Source organism: Sulfuriferula plumbiphila (assembly GCF_009938015.1).
Taxonomy (GTDB): Bacteria; Pseudomonadota; Gammaproteobacteria; order Burkholderiales; family Sulfuriferulaceae; genus Sulfuriferula; species Sulfuriferula plumbiphila.
In genome coordinates this window covers 427,352-442,152 of sequence record NZ_AP021884.1, presented here as the reverse complement: position 1 = coordinate 442,152, position 14,801 = coordinate 427,352, and the positions used below count along the sequence as shown (strand labels likewise).

At 57.6% G+C, this 14,801-nt stretch carries 20 protein-coding genes; 4 read left to right on the top strand and 16 right to left on the bottom strand.

Annotated features, from left to right (window positions below):
- Window positions 1-5 precede the first annotated feature (5 nt).
- The 16 genes from GZH91_RS02285 to GZH91_RS02215 form a co-directional block, all read right to left on the bottom strand.
- On the bottom strand, window positions 6-218 hold the full coding sequence (locus tag GZH91_RS02285) for a hypothetical protein (RefSeq protein ID WP_147073665.1): 213 nt from the start codon (window positions 216-218) through the stop codon (window positions 6-8).
- Window positions 219-220: 2 nt separating this feature from the next.
- Window positions 221-619, bottom strand: a complete 399-nt coding sequence (locus GZH91_RS02280) for a cupredoxin domain-containing protein (protein WP_147073666.1) — start codon at window positions 617-619, stop codon at window positions 221-223.
- 45 nt (window positions 620-664) lie between these two features.
- The gene (locus GZH91_RS02275; protein ID WP_161984150.1) at window positions 665-880 is read right to left on the bottom strand and encodes a hypothetical protein; all 216 of its coding nucleotides are present in this window, start codon (window positions 878-880) and stop codon (window positions 665-667) included.
- A 180-nt stretch (window positions 881-1,060) separates the two neighbouring features.
- Window positions 1,061-1,717, bottom strand: coding sequence for a rhodanese-like domain-containing protein (locus GZH91_RS02270; protein WP_147073670.1), 657 nt, complete (start codon window positions 1,715-1,717; stop codon window positions 1,061-1,063).
- Between the two features lie 24 nt (window positions 1,718-1,741).
- Window positions 1,742-4,162 (bottom strand): heavy metal translocating P-type ATPase, encoded by a 2,421-nt coding sequence (locus tag GZH91_RS02265; protein WP_147073672.1) that lies wholly within the window; start codon window positions 4,160-4,162, stop codon window positions 1,742-1,744.
- 93 nt (window positions 4,163-4,255) lie between these two features.
- Window positions 4,256-5,533 (bottom strand): MFS transporter, encoded by a 1,278-nt coding sequence (locus GZH91_RS02260; RefSeq protein ID WP_198415370.1) that lies wholly within the window; start codon window positions 5,531-5,533, stop codon window positions 4,256-4,258.
- Window positions 5,530-5,679 carry a hypothetical protein gene (locus tag GZH91_RS02255; RefSeq protein WP_161984149.1) on the bottom strand — a complete coding sequence of 50 codons (150 nt, stop codon included), beginning with the start codon at window positions 5,677-5,679 and terminating at the stop codon, window positions 5,530-5,532. Before GZH91_RS02255 ends, GZH91_RS02260 begins: the two co-directional genes overlap by 4 nt.
- A 31-nt stretch (window positions 5,680-5,710) precedes the next feature.
- On the bottom strand, window positions 5,711-6,517 hold the full coding sequence (ppk2, locus tag GZH91_RS02250) for a polyphosphate kinase 2 (RefSeq protein ID WP_147073674.1): 807 nt from the start codon (window positions 6,515-6,517) through the stop codon (window positions 5,711-5,713).
- Entirely contained in the window at window positions 6,518-6,778 is a 261-nt protein-coding gene (locus tag GZH91_RS18365; protein WP_147073676.1) for a DUF5676 family membrane protein, read from the bottom strand.
- Window positions 6,779-6,815: 37 nt separating this feature from the next.
- Window positions 6,816-6,986: a DUF2933 domain-containing protein gene (locus GZH91_RS02245; protein WP_147073678.1), complete on the bottom strand. Its 171-nt coding sequence runs from the start codon at window positions 6,984-6,986 to the stop codon at window positions 6,816-6,818.
- A 63-nt stretch (window positions 6,987-7,049) separates the two neighbouring features.
- Window positions 7,050-7,304 (bottom strand): heavy-metal-associated domain-containing protein, encoded by a 255-nt coding sequence (locus tag GZH91_RS02240; RefSeq protein WP_147073681.1) that lies wholly within the window; start codon window positions 7,302-7,304, stop codon window positions 7,050-7,052.
- Window positions 7,305-7,555: 251 nt separating this feature from the next.
- Window positions 7,556-7,786: a thioredoxin family protein gene (locus tag GZH91_RS02235; protein WP_112486603.1), complete on the bottom strand. Its 231-nt coding sequence runs from the start codon at window positions 7,784-7,786 to the stop codon at window positions 7,556-7,558.
- 48 nt (window positions 7,787-7,834) lie between these two features.
- Complete coding sequence (locus tag GZH91_RS02230) at window positions 7,835-8,251, bottom strand: hypothetical protein (RefSeq protein ID WP_147073683.1); 417 nt, start codon at window positions 8,249-8,251, stop codon at window positions 7,835-7,837.
- A gap of 331 nt (window positions 8,252-8,582) precedes the next feature.
- The gene (locus GZH91_RS02225) at window positions 8,583-8,801 is read right to left on the bottom strand and encodes a hypothetical protein (RefSeq protein WP_147073685.1); all 219 of its coding nucleotides are present in this window, start codon (window positions 8,799-8,801) and stop codon (window positions 8,583-8,585) included.
- A gap of 233 nt (window positions 8,802-9,034) precedes the next feature.
- Window positions 9,035-9,631: a flagellar basal body rod protein FlgB gene (locus tag GZH91_RS02220; protein WP_223264576.1), complete on the bottom strand. Its 597-nt coding sequence runs from the start codon at window positions 9,629-9,631 to the stop codon at window positions 9,035-9,037.
- Window positions 9,632-9,796: 165 nt separating this feature from the next.
- Window positions 9,797-11,422, bottom strand: coding sequence for a multicopper oxidase family protein (locus GZH91_RS02215; protein WP_147073687.1), 1,626 nt, complete (start codon window positions 11,420-11,422; stop codon window positions 9,797-9,799).
- Between the two features lie 146 nt (window positions 11,423-11,568).
- On the opposite strand from GZH91_RS02215, the gene GZH91_RS02210 reads away from it, so the two are divergent.
- From GZH91_RS02210 to GZH91_RS18360, 4 genes are all read left to right on the top strand, one after another.
- Window positions 11,569-12,240, top strand: coding sequence for a heavy metal response regulator transcription factor (locus GZH91_RS02210; protein WP_147073689.1), 672 nt, complete (start codon window positions 11,569-11,571; stop codon window positions 12,238-12,240).
- Window positions 12,237-13,664: a heavy metal sensor histidine kinase gene (locus GZH91_RS02205; protein WP_147073691.1), complete on the top strand. Its 1,428-nt coding sequence runs from the start codon at window positions 12,237-12,239 to the stop codon at window positions 13,662-13,664. Before GZH91_RS02210 ends, GZH91_RS02205 begins: the two co-directional genes overlap by 4 nt.
- A gap of 425 nt (window positions 13,665-14,089) precedes the next feature.
- Window positions 14,090-14,317 (top strand): helix-turn-helix domain-containing protein, encoded by a 228-nt coding sequence (locus GZH91_RS18220; protein ID WP_147073693.1) that lies wholly within the window; start codon window positions 14,090-14,092, stop codon window positions 14,315-14,317.
- A 214-nt stretch (window positions 14,318-14,531) separates the two neighbouring features.
- Entirely contained in the window at window positions 14,532-14,783 is a 252-nt protein-coding gene (locus tag GZH91_RS18360) for a DUF4260 family protein (RefSeq protein WP_147073772.1), read from the top strand.
- Window positions 14,784-14,801 lie beyond the last annotated feature (18 nt).

Here is a 14,801-nt window from a genome sequence, read left to right as displayed (position 1 = left end):
TGCCGTCAGGGCTTGGCCACGATGGTACGGCACGTATCTTGCCCTACCAGGCGCATCGGCAGGCCCTTACCCAGGAATTCCCGATAGGTGTGCGGCGGCATCAGGGCCAAGGCCCAGAGCGCCGCCCGCCAAGCCGGTTCGAACGCGGCAAGATCCGCGATGAATTTCTCGGGCTCATGAGCGATGCCGAAACCGAGTTCGTCCTTGTAGGCAACCATGATCACCGCACGCTTGATGTAGAAGGGTAGAGTCTGGGTAGGTATCGACGCTGAAGAAGGCGATGTCCTGGCGCAGTTCGGGGCGGGCGCGTTCGGCGATATGGTAGGTAAACTGGAAGGGGAAAGGCTTGTCGTGTCTGAGCAGGACGATCTGCGCATAAGCGTGGTGTGTTCTTGGAGCGCCGCCTGGGTGTCATCACCATTTCGTGCTTGATCTTGCCGATGTTGGTCACCAGAAATTTTACCGTGTCGCCCTGTTTTACCTTGATCGTGGCGAGGGTAAAGCGCATGGTGTCGCTCATGGTAATATGCAGGGTGCGGTTGGCATTTTTCGTGTCACCGGGCTGGCTCAAGGGTGGTGTCGCTGCCATCGCCGTGATCGCGGTTAAGGCGGTTTTCATCGTGATGTTTTCCTTGTGTGTGTAAACCAGGCATTGGGCAGGATGTTATCGGGTATGGGCATTTCCATTTCCACCATGCTGAACCATGACCATCTGGAAATGTGTTTGAACAGGGCCAGAGTAAACCACTGGTGATAACGCCAGCGTGACGGCCGGATTACATTTTTGTAATGTCGCGTTCATGCGCCAGGAGCCTGTCTGATCCCGCTTGTTCCATTTTTTTCCACGCATTATCTTGATGCCGTCAAGCATGCTGTGCATGGGGTTCTGCAAGAAATTTTGGCGTTCCTGCGGATTTTGGCCTGGCTTGCCATCGTCAGCGCCTGCTGAAAGCGCAATCTAAGTTGAGTAAGTGAGACAGGCAGGCAAGCAAGCGAAGGCGCCGCGAGGGACCGACGCCGACCCGTCGTACCCCGTTCAGATCATGACAATGATAAACGTTTATTTGCCCAATGGTTTGAGTGTGGTCAGCCCGAGGCTTTCCCAATCCTGCATACCGCCGCGATACCAGAGGATTTTGTGCGCCGGATAACCGATTTTCAGTAGGTCTTTGATCGTGGTCGATGACTGTCCGCACCAAGGGCCATTGCAGAACATCACCAGCGTCTTGACGTTGTCGAAATCCCAGAACTCATCCCGCCGCTTGGCGCCCAGTTGGTTTTCCAGAATTTCTTGCACGGCGGCCGGATCCGCCTTGCCGATGTTAAGTGTGTCCCACGGGATGTTCACCGTCCCGGGGATGATGCCCTTTTCTACCCAGGCCGGCGTACGCGAGTCGATCACCATCATGGACGCATCGCCGTCGCTTATTTTCTTGAGAAAGTGCAACACTTCGAGTTCAGCTATGGTTTTCACGCCAGGCGCCAGCTCATTGGGCTGAATGCAGAATGGTGGGCATTTGCGCGAAGTCTTGGCGAAATCCGAATTGACAGCGTTGCTCTGGTTCTGATTGCGCATGATGGTGACCTTCCGGCCATGATGCATCACGTCCACCGACGCCAGAGCGGCGGTGATGTTCACCGCCAAAGTCGGCGCTGCGCCCGGCACAAGCAACTCAGTTGGCAATGCGGTTGAAGCAGGCGGTTGGTAATTCTTCATGCGCTGTCTCTCCTAAAGTTATTGTTATGCAGATTTCCATCCCTTGGCAGCCTCCATTTTGGCGGCCCCGCCTGATCGGCGGATGCCCGCCAGCCTGGTGCGCTTCAACATCAGTGCATTAACGGCCACCAACGCCGAGCTGCCGGACATGGCAAGAGCCGCGATCTCGGGGCTCAGCGTAAACGGGTAGAACACACCCGCGGCGAGCGGGAAGGCGATGACGTTGTAGCCGACCGCCCAGCCGAGATTCTGGTGCATCTTGCGCAGCGTGGCGCGGGAAAGCTCCAGTGCGCCCACCACATCGTAAGGGTCGCTCTTCATCAGCACCACATCGGCGCTCTCCATCGCCACGTCGGTGCCGGCGCCGATGGCGAAGCCCACGTCAGCTTGGGTCAGGGCGGGCGCATCGTTGATGCCGTCGCCCACCATGCCGACCTTGTTGCCTTGCGCTTGCAGCTCCTTGAGCTTCTCCGCCTTCTGACCCGGCAGCACGTCGGCGAGCACGATGTCGATACCGAGTTCATGGCCGATGCGCTCGGCGGTGGCACGGTTGTCGCCGGTGAGCATGGCCACTTTCACGCCGCGTCGCTGCAGCGCCTGGATGGTGTCCTTCGATGTCGGCCGCAGCGCATCGGCGATGGCGATGAGCCCGAGCAGCTTGCCGCCGTGAGCCACATGCACGACGGTGCGACCCGCGCCCTGCATCTCGTCGGCCTTGGCGACCAGGCCGTTCATATCAACCTGTTCTGCGTCCATCAATTTACGATTACCCAGCAGCACAGTGCGTCCTTCGACTTCCGCCTTGGCGCCCATGCCGTCGATATTGGTAAAGCCGCTGCTTGGTTGCGTCGGCATGCCGGCCGCACGTTTTAGAATCGCCTGGGCGAGGGGGTGTTCGGAACCTTGCTCAACCGCGGCGGCCAAGGCCAGCATGGCATCCACGTCGGTGCCCATTGCCGTCGCCACATCCACGACCTCGGGCTGCCCCAGGGTCAGCGTACCGGTCTTGTCGAAGATAATCACGTTAAGCTTGGTGGCTTCTTCCAAGGCGGCGGCGTTCTTGAACAGGATGCCGTTCATGGCCCCCAGCCCGGTGCCGACCATGATCGCCATGGGCGTGGCCAGGCCCAGTGCATCCGGGCAGGCGATCACGAATACGGTGATGGTCAGCGTCATGGCAAACAGCAGCGGCTGGCCGATCCACCAGAACCATACCGCAAAGGTAGCAAGACCGGTGACGATCGCGGCGAGTACCAGCCATTGCGCAGCCCGGTCGGCCAGCCGTTGGCCGGGTGCCTTGGAGTTCTGCGCCGCTTGCACCAGTTTCACGATCTGGGCGAGTGCAGTGTCGGCGCCGACCTTGGTCGCGCGGTATTTGAAGCTGCCGCTTTTGTTGATGGTGGCGCCGATCACGGCAGCGCCGAGTGTCTTTTTGACCGGCATGGATTCGCCGGTGAGCATGGATTCGTCTACCTGCGATTCGCCCTCGATGACTTCGCCATCCACCGGAATTTTATTGCCGGGCCGGATGATCACCGTGTCGCCGACTTTCAACTCGGCCGTTGGCAGTTCTATCTCGCGTCCCTCGCGCAGCACGGTCGCTTGCGGCGGGGCAAGGTCCATCAGCGCGCGGATGGCATCGGACGCCCCGGCGCGGGCGCGCATCTCCAGCCAATGGCCCAGCAGAATGAAGACCAGCAGCACCGACGAGGCTTCGTAGAACTGTTCGCCTGCGAAGAAAAAAGTGGTGCCCACACTGAAAAAATAGCCCGTTCCCACAGACAGAAGAACGAGCACGGCCATGTTGGCCACGCCGTTTCTGACGGCACGCAACGCGGCGACGTAAAACGGCCAGCCGGGGTAGATAATCGCGCCGCTCGCGAGCAGAAACAGAAAAAGATTGCGGTCCATCCCAAACGGCGGTTCAAGCTTGAGAAACTCCATCCCCATCGAGGCATAGAGAAACACCGGTAGCGCAAATACCAGCGCAATGAAGAAACGGTTGCGCATGTCGCGCGCCATCGCCTGCATGTCCATGCCGGCGCCGTGGCCCATCTCATGGCCCATGCTGTCCCTATCCGCATGCTCGGCAGCTTGCGCGGTTTGGGCTTGCCCGGTGTGCTGGTGATGTTGCGCGGGCGGCGCTGCGGAGACCGGCGTAGCCTTTGCAGGATCCGCCTTGACTTGTGCATCGCCAGGCGGATGTTCTTGTTCACAAAGATGCTTGGGCACAATCTCGCCGCCACAGTGATGGCCGCACTCGCGTACTTTCGCCTTGATGGCATTGAGGCCCGTCACCGTCTCGTCATACACCACCATTGCGCTGCCTGAAACGCAGTTCACATCGACCTGCTTTACCCCTGGCGCCTTGGCGAGTTGCTTCTCGACGCCCCAGGCACTCAACGGGGAGAGCAGGCCGCGCACATCAATGACGGTTGTTTTCATCGTTGTTCCTCAGTTGTCTTCAGCAGGTCTTGTAAGTCTCCGGCTACGGCGCAAGCAGGCCGTTGTCGAGATTTTCTTTTATGGTGGTTCCGGTCACGGTGGCTCGCTCGTAAATACCCTGCCTCCGAGATGATGGGGCACGAGTAAATGCGGCAGTCCGAGGCTTAGCAGGAAGCCCAGTGCGGCAAGGCCCGCGGTCAGGACGAAGGGGGCGCCAGGCAAGGTGGCGATATTGAAGAGGAGTCCGCCTGCCGCCGAGCCCAGGGTGACCCCCAGGCTGGCGGCTGCCGTCTGCTTGCCGAGTTCCCAGCCCTGCGCGCTCCCGGCCTTGGCCGAGATCCAGTAAGTCAGTATCGGCGAGAGGATGCCGGCGCTGGCCGCGACCGCACCGATCACGACCAGCATCGACGTAAAATCAGACGTCCACGATACCAGGAACAAGCTGGCCGCCAGCACGGACAGCGCGGGCGCGATGAGCCAGCGGGTCCTATCCGGCTTGAACCATGGCGAGAATACGATTGCCTGTATCACAAACATGACCAGGCTGCACTCGGTGAACATCAGCGCGATCTGGTACGGGGTCAAGCCGAGCTCCTGCTTGCCGCGCAGTGCGAGTCCGACCTCGAACACCCCGACGCCGGCCGAGACGATGAAGGTGAGGATGAGCAGCTTCGGCACAAGCCATGCAGCCTTATCGACCGAGACGCCCGTCGTCTTCTGTGACCGATCGTGGCTCTCGCCACTCGGCACGGCAAACGCGACAGCGGGGGCCACGAGGAAGGCGAGCAGTGCAGTCGCCACGAGCGGAATCGCGACCGATCCGGCGGGCATGGCGAGAGTAAAGAAATCCGCTGCAAAGCGCGTGACGAACACACCCAGCATCGGTCCGAGCAGGAAGCCGGCGATGCCGGCCATGCTCACAAACGCGAGCCGGCGCGCGCGCCCCTGTTCGGTGGGAGTGAGGTTGCCGATCACGGCCGCCGCCACTGGCGTCACCGCTGCAGCAAACATGCCGCTCAAGAAACGCTCGGCGTAAACCGCAATGAGACTCTCAACGAACGAGAAAACCAGCATGGTGACGCCGAAGCCGAGCAGCCCGACAAACAACACACCACGCGGGCCGCGTCGATCGGATAGCCGGCCCCACATGGGAGCAAACAGAAAAAGCGAGAGGGTGTAGACAGCGGTCAGTAGCCCGGTGTGCCGGGAAACTTGCGCAGCCGCTACGCCCGCTCCCAGGAGCCGCTCGATCAGGTAGGGCAGAAGCGGAAGCACGACGCCAAAGCCGACTGACACCGTGAAGACGGCGAGCATGAGCGTGGCCATGGTGGCACGGGGCACGCCGACTGGGCGCTGCGTGGTGACCGTCACGCCGGCACCTGCGCCGCAACAGTCGCCGCCGCTCCGCCAAGCCGACGGATACCTGCCAGCTTGGTCCGCTTCAGCATGGGCGCATTGATAGCCAATAGCGCGGAGCTGCCGGACACGGCGAGTGCCGGGATGTTCGGGTTATTCATTAACGAGCCTTACCTCCGCCGCGCGTCTGATTCACTCTGCAATCATGCCGTTTTTCAAATACGTTTCGTCGTACATAAAGACAACATCAGGGTCCGGCAGGATCAGCCGCTCGTCCTTGTCTGCATAGTGAAGCCGGCTGAGCAGATTCTTGATGATGTTGAGCCGTGCCAATTGTTTGTCGTCGGCGCGCACGATGGTCCACGGTGCTATGGCGTTGTGGGTGTGTGCCAGCATCTCGTCGCGCGCCAGGCTGTACTGCTTCCACTTCTTGAGCGCCAGGTTGTCAAGCGTGCTGACTTTCCATTGTGTGAGTGGATCACTCTTGCGCTCATTCAAGCGTTGCTTCTGCTCGGGTTTGCTGATGTCGAGATAGTACTTGAGGAGCTTGATTCCAGAGCGCATCAACATATGCTCGAAGTCTGACACCGAGCCCATGAACTCTTGGTACTCGGCCTCGGTGCAGAAGCCCATTACCCGCTCCACCCCCGCCCGGTTGTACCAACTGCGGTTAAACAGCACGAGTTCCTGAGCCGCCGGCAAATATGGAACATAACGCTGGAAGTACCACGATGTACGGTCTCGATCCGAGGGCTTGCCGAGGGCCACAACGCGTGTTTCGCGCGGACTCAAATGCTCAACGATGCGCTTGATCGTGCCGTCCTTCCCGGCGGCGTCCCGGCCTTCAAAGATGATCAGGATTTTGTCGTCGCACTGAATGAAATGCCGCTGCAGCTTAACCAGTTCGATCTGGAGCTTGTGCAGGCTGTCCTTGTAGGACTTTTTTGAAATTGAGGGCGCGGGTCCACTCGATTCTTTTTCATTGGCTTTCTTATTCATCTATTGTCTTATCCACTTGCGATGCAGAAAATTGTAAATGGGCACGTAGACGAGACCCGCGTATGCGCCATAGAGGAAACTCTGAATCAACCCAACGAGAAAGCCCCGCCAACTGAGCCATTCGAATCCCGGCAATACTTGCTCGAGAAACGCAACCATGTGCACGCTTGACGGCGTCAGCAGGCCGTAGACGACACAAAACACGAACGTAAACGTGGTCCAAATCGCCAATGACCAAGTCACGACTTTTATATTCAGCATATCGTCGCCCCCTGTTTAAAAACCAATATCTAGCGGGTCAATGTTGATGATCCGGCCCTTGTTTCGAAGCACGTTGCTCTCTGTCTTTGCTTGAGGGCTTGGGGTCTTTATGGCCGCCGCCACTCCCACCGCCGTGGCCGAACATATGCATCGCGATCATCCCGGCGAAGAACAGCACCCAAACCCAGTTTTGTGAAAACCATTCCATGATTCGCTCCTCTACTCAATTAAACAAAAAAATGGCGATTTCACTGATGGATATCAGTTCGAGTTAACTGCAGCAGCCACCCTTGCCTTGAGGTTTCTGAGCAGTGTTGGTGGTATCCACGCCATAGCCCGCGCCTTTCACGGCCGATTTCAGTTGATCGGTCGAGGTCAGCCGCTCGTCGTATTGCACCGTGGCTTCGCCGGCCGAGAGCGACACTTTTACCTCGCCGACCCCGGGAATCGCCTTCAGCGCGTGCGTTACGTTGCTGGTGCAGCCGCCGCAAGTCATTCCCGTTACTTTTAAAAGTTCAGTTTGCATAGTGATGCCTCTTTCCGAAGGGTTGATAAAAACTACACGCCAATACGCCTTCAAGTCGTTGTATCCTCGCCGACGATACGCGGGTACCCGATGCATAGCGATGAGACGGGATGACAGGAGTGGTTGAGCTACAGCATCACCGCCTGAATACCGCTGACTACACTGCCTTCGTAGTTCGAAAGGATAAGTGTCGACTTGATGAGGCCCTCCTAAAATTCTATTGGTGATAAACCCGGATGCCCGGGCCGGCTTTATTTCTTGGTGTCGAAATAGGCGTGCAGTTCCACTTCCGTCGGCTGTTTCCGGAACACGACTTCATCGTCCACCACCAGATTCGGCGAATGCCGGATGCCGAACTTTTGGACAAGGTCGGCGCAATCTTCGACGAAACACACGCGGTACGGAATCCGCAAGCATTCGAGTTCCTTTTCCAGGTTCTTGCGATGCGTGCAGGCTTTCGTGGCGATGATCATGACATCCATGGTTGCCTCCAAGAAAGCCAGGCGGCTTGACCGCCTGGTTTAACGCGCTCACATCTTTGCGGGTGTGGCAGGCATGTCCTTGTGCATCCGGTCCATCTGTTTGCGCATCTGGCCCATCTTCTTCTGCGTACCGGCGTCCATCGCCATATCCTTGTTCATCATGCCCGACATGTTGTTCATCATGCCGCCCATTTGCTTCATCTGCCTTGACATCTTCTTCATCGTGTCCGGATTCATGCTGCCGCTTTCTATCATGCCGGACATATCTTTCATCTCACTCGACATGTCGTTCATCAGCCCTGACATTTGATGCGCGCCGGACTCGCCCTTGTCCCCCGTCATTCCCCCCATGCCGGGCATCATTCCTCCCTGCCCGGCATGGTTTTCTGCAAAGACCGGAACCGAGAATGCGGTGCCTGCGATCAGTAATAACGTGCCAACTTTTCCTATAACTGAATGTTTCATGATTCGCTCCTTGGTTAGCGGGGACATCCCCTGGTTTTTTGCCACTGCATTCACATTCAGGTTGTCACACGTGTCAGCAGTAAATTGTTAAAGCTGTTTGTATACAAACGTGACCGCCTCAATTCGTTCTTTGTTACTGAATATATCTATACTGCGATTTTGTATTCCCCTTGCCATGGTGGGGTTTCCTAATCAGCCAGCCATCTGGCTGCAAGCCTCGGCCAGCGCCTACATTGCTCCATGCCATCCACATCGCCTTGCTTCGCGCACCCGTCGCAAATGTCCACGCACTGCTTGCAAATCTGCTTGGCGATTCATCTTTTCAGGTCGCTCACTTCTTCTGCCCAAAGATGGCCCAAACGAGCAGGGCACCGAGACCGAGCATAAGTAAAGTAGGAATCCACATCCAATTGATTCCACCCATCGCTCCGTTCCCCATCATCCCGCCGCTCAGCGTTGCCCCTGTCATCGCGCCGCCAACGAACAGCAAAAGCAACACTATGACGATAGAAAATGCGATGACGAGGGCTGTTTTAGTTGTTGCGTTCATGAGATTAATCTCCTTGTAATATGTGGGATTGATTGATGTCTGTGAATAGAACAAGTGACACTGACCGTATTGTTTACACTGTTATTCCTATTTTCGCCGTTTTTTTTGTTTCTTTAGGCGTGTTCTGGCCACTTTTTGTATCATCGCACATCATTTCTCCCTTCTTTATGGTCTGCATATGCCAGTGCGCTTGCATGAGCAGATATCTTAAATATTCATGAATTTTTCACAGATTAGTAAGGAGTGCCTTTGAGCAGATCATCCATATCCTTGTAATGACCTTTAACTCTGTCCACTTCATATTCATACATAATCGCGTTTTCCGTAAATTTTGCCCGCTCGCTATCCATATCCACGGTATTCCCATCCACACTCCCTTGGCTTGGAACAGCGTATTTTATGTCCACTGATTGGGGCGTCTTTCCTGTGCGCAGCGCTTCTTGAATGTCAATGTCTACCGCCTTGTAGCCCGGTGTATCGGCATTCGCTATATTTGACGCAAGTAATTGCTGCCGGTAAGCGCGCAGTCCCAGTGCCCGTTCGTGGAAGCTATCTTCTCCAGCCTCATTCTGCGAAGCGCGCAATGAAAAATGGCTAGGTAGTACACTAGACGACGATAGTGAGCCTGGGACAGGTAACGAAGTGGTTAGGGATGCATTGCTCCCTGCCATTTGCAGCGGTGGGGCAATGGTTGCCACAGCCTTCCCTTTAACCTGAGCTAAGGCTTCGGCGAAAGAGCCGCCAACAGGCGTTAAGAGTTTCAGCTCCCCTTTTGTGGAGGAGTCCGTGCTATTCAAAGGTAGCACTGAGGGTCCTAGGATGTTTGCCATGCATTACCTCCATTGAATCAGTCAACTAATAAATGGTATTGATTTTCTTATAAAAAATGTCGCGGTCACATCCCAAGTTAATCTGAGTGGCATTGGTGCTATCTACTTAGAAAGACGCCCCCGGTTTCGGGCTGCCCTCGATATGAACACTCATCTTCACCTGCATTACACCGCAGTGACGCGATGGTTCACCATCATGCCCTGGTCTTCGTGCTCCAGATTATGGCAGTGGAATAGGTATAGCTGATCGCCTTTAAACTCATTGGTAAAATCAATCGCGATGCGGACGGTCTCTCCGGGCCACACCAGAATCGTGTCTTTCCACCCCAGATCGGTAATCAGGCGTCCGCTCGCGTCCTGGGCCAGCTTGCGCACCTGCCCCGGGCTGTTCTGACGGCTGACGACCTGGAACGAAAAGCCATGCATATGCATCGGGTGTGGCATGCTCATTTTTGCGTTCTGGATGTCCCATAGCTCGACGGTGTTGCTGCGGCTCTGGATCGGATAGCTGTCCATGTTGAAGCTTTCGCCGTTAATCAACCAGCGCATGCGTTGCATCGTCAGACTGATGTTGCGTACTGCTGCGCCGCGCGTATCAATGCGCGCAATGGTCGACAGCTGGCGCGGCGGCACGGATGGCGTGGCCGGGCCCTGACGGGTGACTGCGAGTTTCATGATCTCGAATTCGGCGCCGAGCGCGAGGCTGGCGCCACCCATTCCCCCCATGCCGGACATACCTCCCATCATCCCGCCCATGCCGGGCATCATTCCGCCCTGCATCGCATCGAAGGCGAGACTCTTGAGCAAAACTTCCTCACCGGCGCGCAACTGGCTGGCATCGAACAAGATATCTACCCGTTCGGCCGGGGCTAAAAAGACTTCTTGCGCGGTGTACGGCCGTTCCAGCAAACCGGCATCGGTGCCGATGATTGCATACGGCAGCATTTTTCCGCGGTGAATGAAGGCGAGCTTGTAAATACGCGAATTCGAGCCGTTCAGAATGCGCAACCGGTACAGGCGATTGGCGATGTCCAGTTGCGGCTGCGGCGTAAGGTTGACCAGGATCGTGTCGCCAAGCTGGCCCATCATCTGCTGCATCGGATTGTCTGCGTAGGTGAGTTTGCCCGCGCTGTTGAATTGCTTGTCCTGGATCAGCAGCGGTAGTTCGGTTACGCCGGGCGCGAGTTGGAGTGTGTTACGCAACGCCGCCTCATCTTCGTCTTCGACCATGAACAGGCCCGCCAGACCGAAATAGGCTTGTTTGGCGGTGAGATTGTGGGCGTGCGTGTGATACCAGTACATGCCGCCGCGATTGGTCACCGGGAACGTATAGTCATAGTGTGCGCCGGCGGCAATCGTTGTGCGCGGGTGGCCGTCCATCGCGCCCGGCACGTGCAGACCATGCCAGTGAATAATCGTCGGTTCGTTTAAATCATTTTGAAGGCGGGCATTGAACTGGCTGCCGCGTTGGATGCGAATGATTGGATTTTGATAAGTCTGGTTAGCGTATTGTGCGTTGTAGATCAGAAATGGCGACGGCTTGCCCTGAATCAACGGCAGCGTCGCGGCTCGGGCGTTGAGTGTCATCGGGGCATCCGTCATATCGAGGACGCCGAGCGGGCCACTATCGCCGGGGATGAATAATGGCGTGCTGTCCGCCATGTTGCGTGCCGCTGCGCTGCCTAGAAAGTTATTCTGACGGGTGTTCGTCGCGTATTGATACAGATAACCGCCACCCAATATGCCCAGCCCGGAGGCTGCGGCATATTGGAGAAATTTGCGTCTTTGCATGCCGGTTTCTCCCTAGGAAGGCGTTTGCCTAAAGCCAGAGTAGACCGCTGACCATAACACCAGCGTGACAGCTGGATTACATTTTTGTAATGTCGCATTCATGCGCTAGCTAGAGGTCATAATTAAAAACATATGTTGGGGGTGCGATGAAAATTCTGGTGGTCGAGGACGAACCGAAAACTGGTGATTACCTGCGCAAAGGCCTCACCGAATCCGGTTTCACCGTGGAGCTGGCGCGCACCGGGACCGACGGCGAACTATTTGCGCTGTCCGATGAGTATGACCTCATTGTGCTGGACGTGATGCTGCCGGGCATGGACGGCTGGCAGGTGCTGCAAAGCATTCGCAGGACCAAACCGGTGCCGGTGCTGTTCCTGAGCGCGCGCGATACGGTGGAGGACCGGGTGCGCGGGCTGGAACTGGGCGCCGACGATTACCTGCCCAAGCCGTTTGCCTTCGCCGAACTGCTGGCGCGCATCCGCAGCCTGTTGCGGCGCGGCGTACGGCAGGTGCCGCAGACGCTGCGCGTGGCCGACCTGGAACTGGATCGCATCAAGCGCCGCGTGAACCGGGACGGCCAGCGTATCGATCTCACCGCCAAGGAATTTCTGCTGCTGCAACTGCTGATGGAGCGGCAGGGCGAAGTGCTGTCGCGTTCGCTGATTGCCTCCCAGATGTGGGACATGAATTTCGACAGCGACACCAACGTGGTCGATGTGGCGATACGGCGGCTGCGTGCCAAGGTGGACGACCCCTATCCGCACAAGCTGATCCACACCCTGCGCGGCATGGGCTACGTGCTGGAAACCCGGCCATGACGTTGCGGCGAGGCATTTCCCTGACCCAGCGGCTGACCCTGCTGTTCGCCGGGGTGACCGCCCTGGTATTTGCCGCCACCGGTTTCTACCTGTATCAGGCGCTGGCCCGGCAACTGGAAATCCGCAACGACGTGGAACTGCTCGGCAAGGTGCAGCAACTGCGCCATCTGCTGTCGGAAGTGCCGGATGTGGCGGCAATCCGAGCTGATCCCCACCGTTTCCGCGATGTGGCCATTGGCACTGAGGGGCTGCGCCTGCGTATCCTGGATGAAGATGGCCGGATGGTGGCAGGTGTGGGAGACGTGCCGAGCCTGTCCTTGTCGGCGGTCACGGCGGCGGGCATGCCTACGCCAGACGCGATACGCGACTGGCGCATGAACGATGGCGGCCACGGGCGCGTGCTGGCGGCGTGGGCGCATCTCGGAGCGAATGCTCAGGATTCCGCGGTTCTGGTGGTGCTGGCGCAGGAAAGTCCGCAGCGCATGGCCTTACTGCAGAACTACCGAACCAGACTGCTGATTGCGCTGGGTGGCGGCGTGGCGGCCATGGCGCTGCTCGGTTTCCTCGTGGTGCGGCGCGGCCTGGCGCCGCTGGGCCGGGTCACCGCTGCGGCAGGCAGCATTAGCCCGAACCGGATGGATCAGCGTCTCGACATCGCCAAGGCGCCGGCGGAAATCGCCGATCTGGCGCGCGCCTTCAATCACATGTTGGATCGCCTGCAGGAAGGCTATGAGCGGCTGAGCCAATTTTCTGCCGATCTGGCCCATGACCTGCGTACGCCGATCAGCAACTTAATGGTTGAGAGCCAGGTGATTCTGGCGCGCCCTCGTTCCGTGGAGGAATACCAGGCGCTGCTGGCCTCCAATATCGAGGAGTACGAGCGCCTGGCACGGATGGCGGAGAGCATGCTGTTCCTGGCGCGGGCCGACAACGCACAGATCGCGCTGCGTCGGGAAAACCTGGACATGGGGCGCGAACTGCGCCGTATTGCGGAATACTTTGAGGGGGTGATTGATGAGGAAGGGATAGTGTTGGAGGTGAGCGCCGCGGGTACGCTCAACGCCGATCCGGTACTGCTCAACCGGGCCTTGAGCAATCTGATCGCCAATGCCATACGTTACACCCCGCGCGGTGCGACGATCCGGGTCAGCGCCCGGCCTCGCCCAGACGGAGGCTATGGCATCCAGGTCGCCAATCCCGGCGCGGGTATTGCTCCCGAACACCTGGGCCGGTTATTTGACCGTTTCTATCGGGTGGACAGCGCCCGTGCGGATTCCGGGGCTGCCTCCGGGCTGGGGTTGTCCATTGTCAAGGCGGTAATGGTATTGCACGGCGGTGCAGTGCGGGTGAACAGCGGTTTGAATGGGGAGACGATATTTGAATTGGCGTTTCCCGTGGAACCTCAAGGTCGCGTCTTGTATTAGGACATTTTTAATAATTAGTGTCCTGAGTCAATACTGTTCGTTTAGATAGATTCCCTCTGGATTTTCCTTTGCGTCAAAGGGAAAGGCGCGAGCAATTGTGATGAGAAATGGTATAGACAATTGCGCGGCAAGTTACGGTTATGGGTAGCATTAGGGCGAGTGGCGCTACTTGAGAATGTGCTGGTTACAGCGTTCTTTACAGCTGGCACAGCGCAATGAAGCAGCTTCTGCCAGCAATTGGTCAAACCAGGGTTTGCGTTTTCTTGGCTGCTTCTGGGGGGAAATGCGCCGGAAAGAGGTTGAGCGCGGCGCAGCAACGGTCGGTACATTCGCCGTGAACGATAAGCGTTGATCGGGTCGGCGATGCGCCGTTGCTGCTTGATGGATCAGCCAGCGCACCTCATAGTGCGCCAGCACCCATCCGCATGTTTGGCGCGTTGGCCGAGTTCGAGCGCAGCCTGATTCGCGAGCGGACGATGGCCGGGCGGAAGGCTGCTCGCGCACGAGGGCGCAAGGGCGCGCATCCAAAGAAGCTGTCGCCGAAGGACTTGAGAACGATCAAGGTATTACTGAAATTTGGCGACGTGACCATTGCCCAGCAGTTCGGCATCTCGCGTTCGACGATTTACCGCTACGCGGGTAGACCTTCATGAGCCAGTGCCTGGGGCTTGACCTCCGTCAGCCACGAAACGAGTGCCAGCGCTTGGATCGCTGAGTTGGCGACCTGCAATCGCTGGCCGAACCTTGGTCGGATAGCGCATTGCTGCGCCATCCCCCTAAGAACCGGACTTGAGAGTTTCCCCTCATCCGGCTCAAGCCCTACACAAGCACCTTTTGGCACTCGGTGCCACCACTGCATTTCTTGATATGGTGCTGCGACGATTGAGATGGTGCATCAGAAGGTTGCTTGCGGCATCCGTTCCGCCCTCAGTTTTTTTCCCAATATGGGAACTGGCTTCTTTTTTACAGTACCCATCCTTATCAAGCGCGGGCGTCATCTGGTGCGCTCACATCGGCTTTGACCACGTGCTTGGTTACGGGCTTAAGTATTCAGCGGGATTTCGCTTTACGCACCTTGGCAGCATCAGTCGGTCTATTGTGCCCACACCTGCGGCCTGACTGAAAAGTAAACGGTGT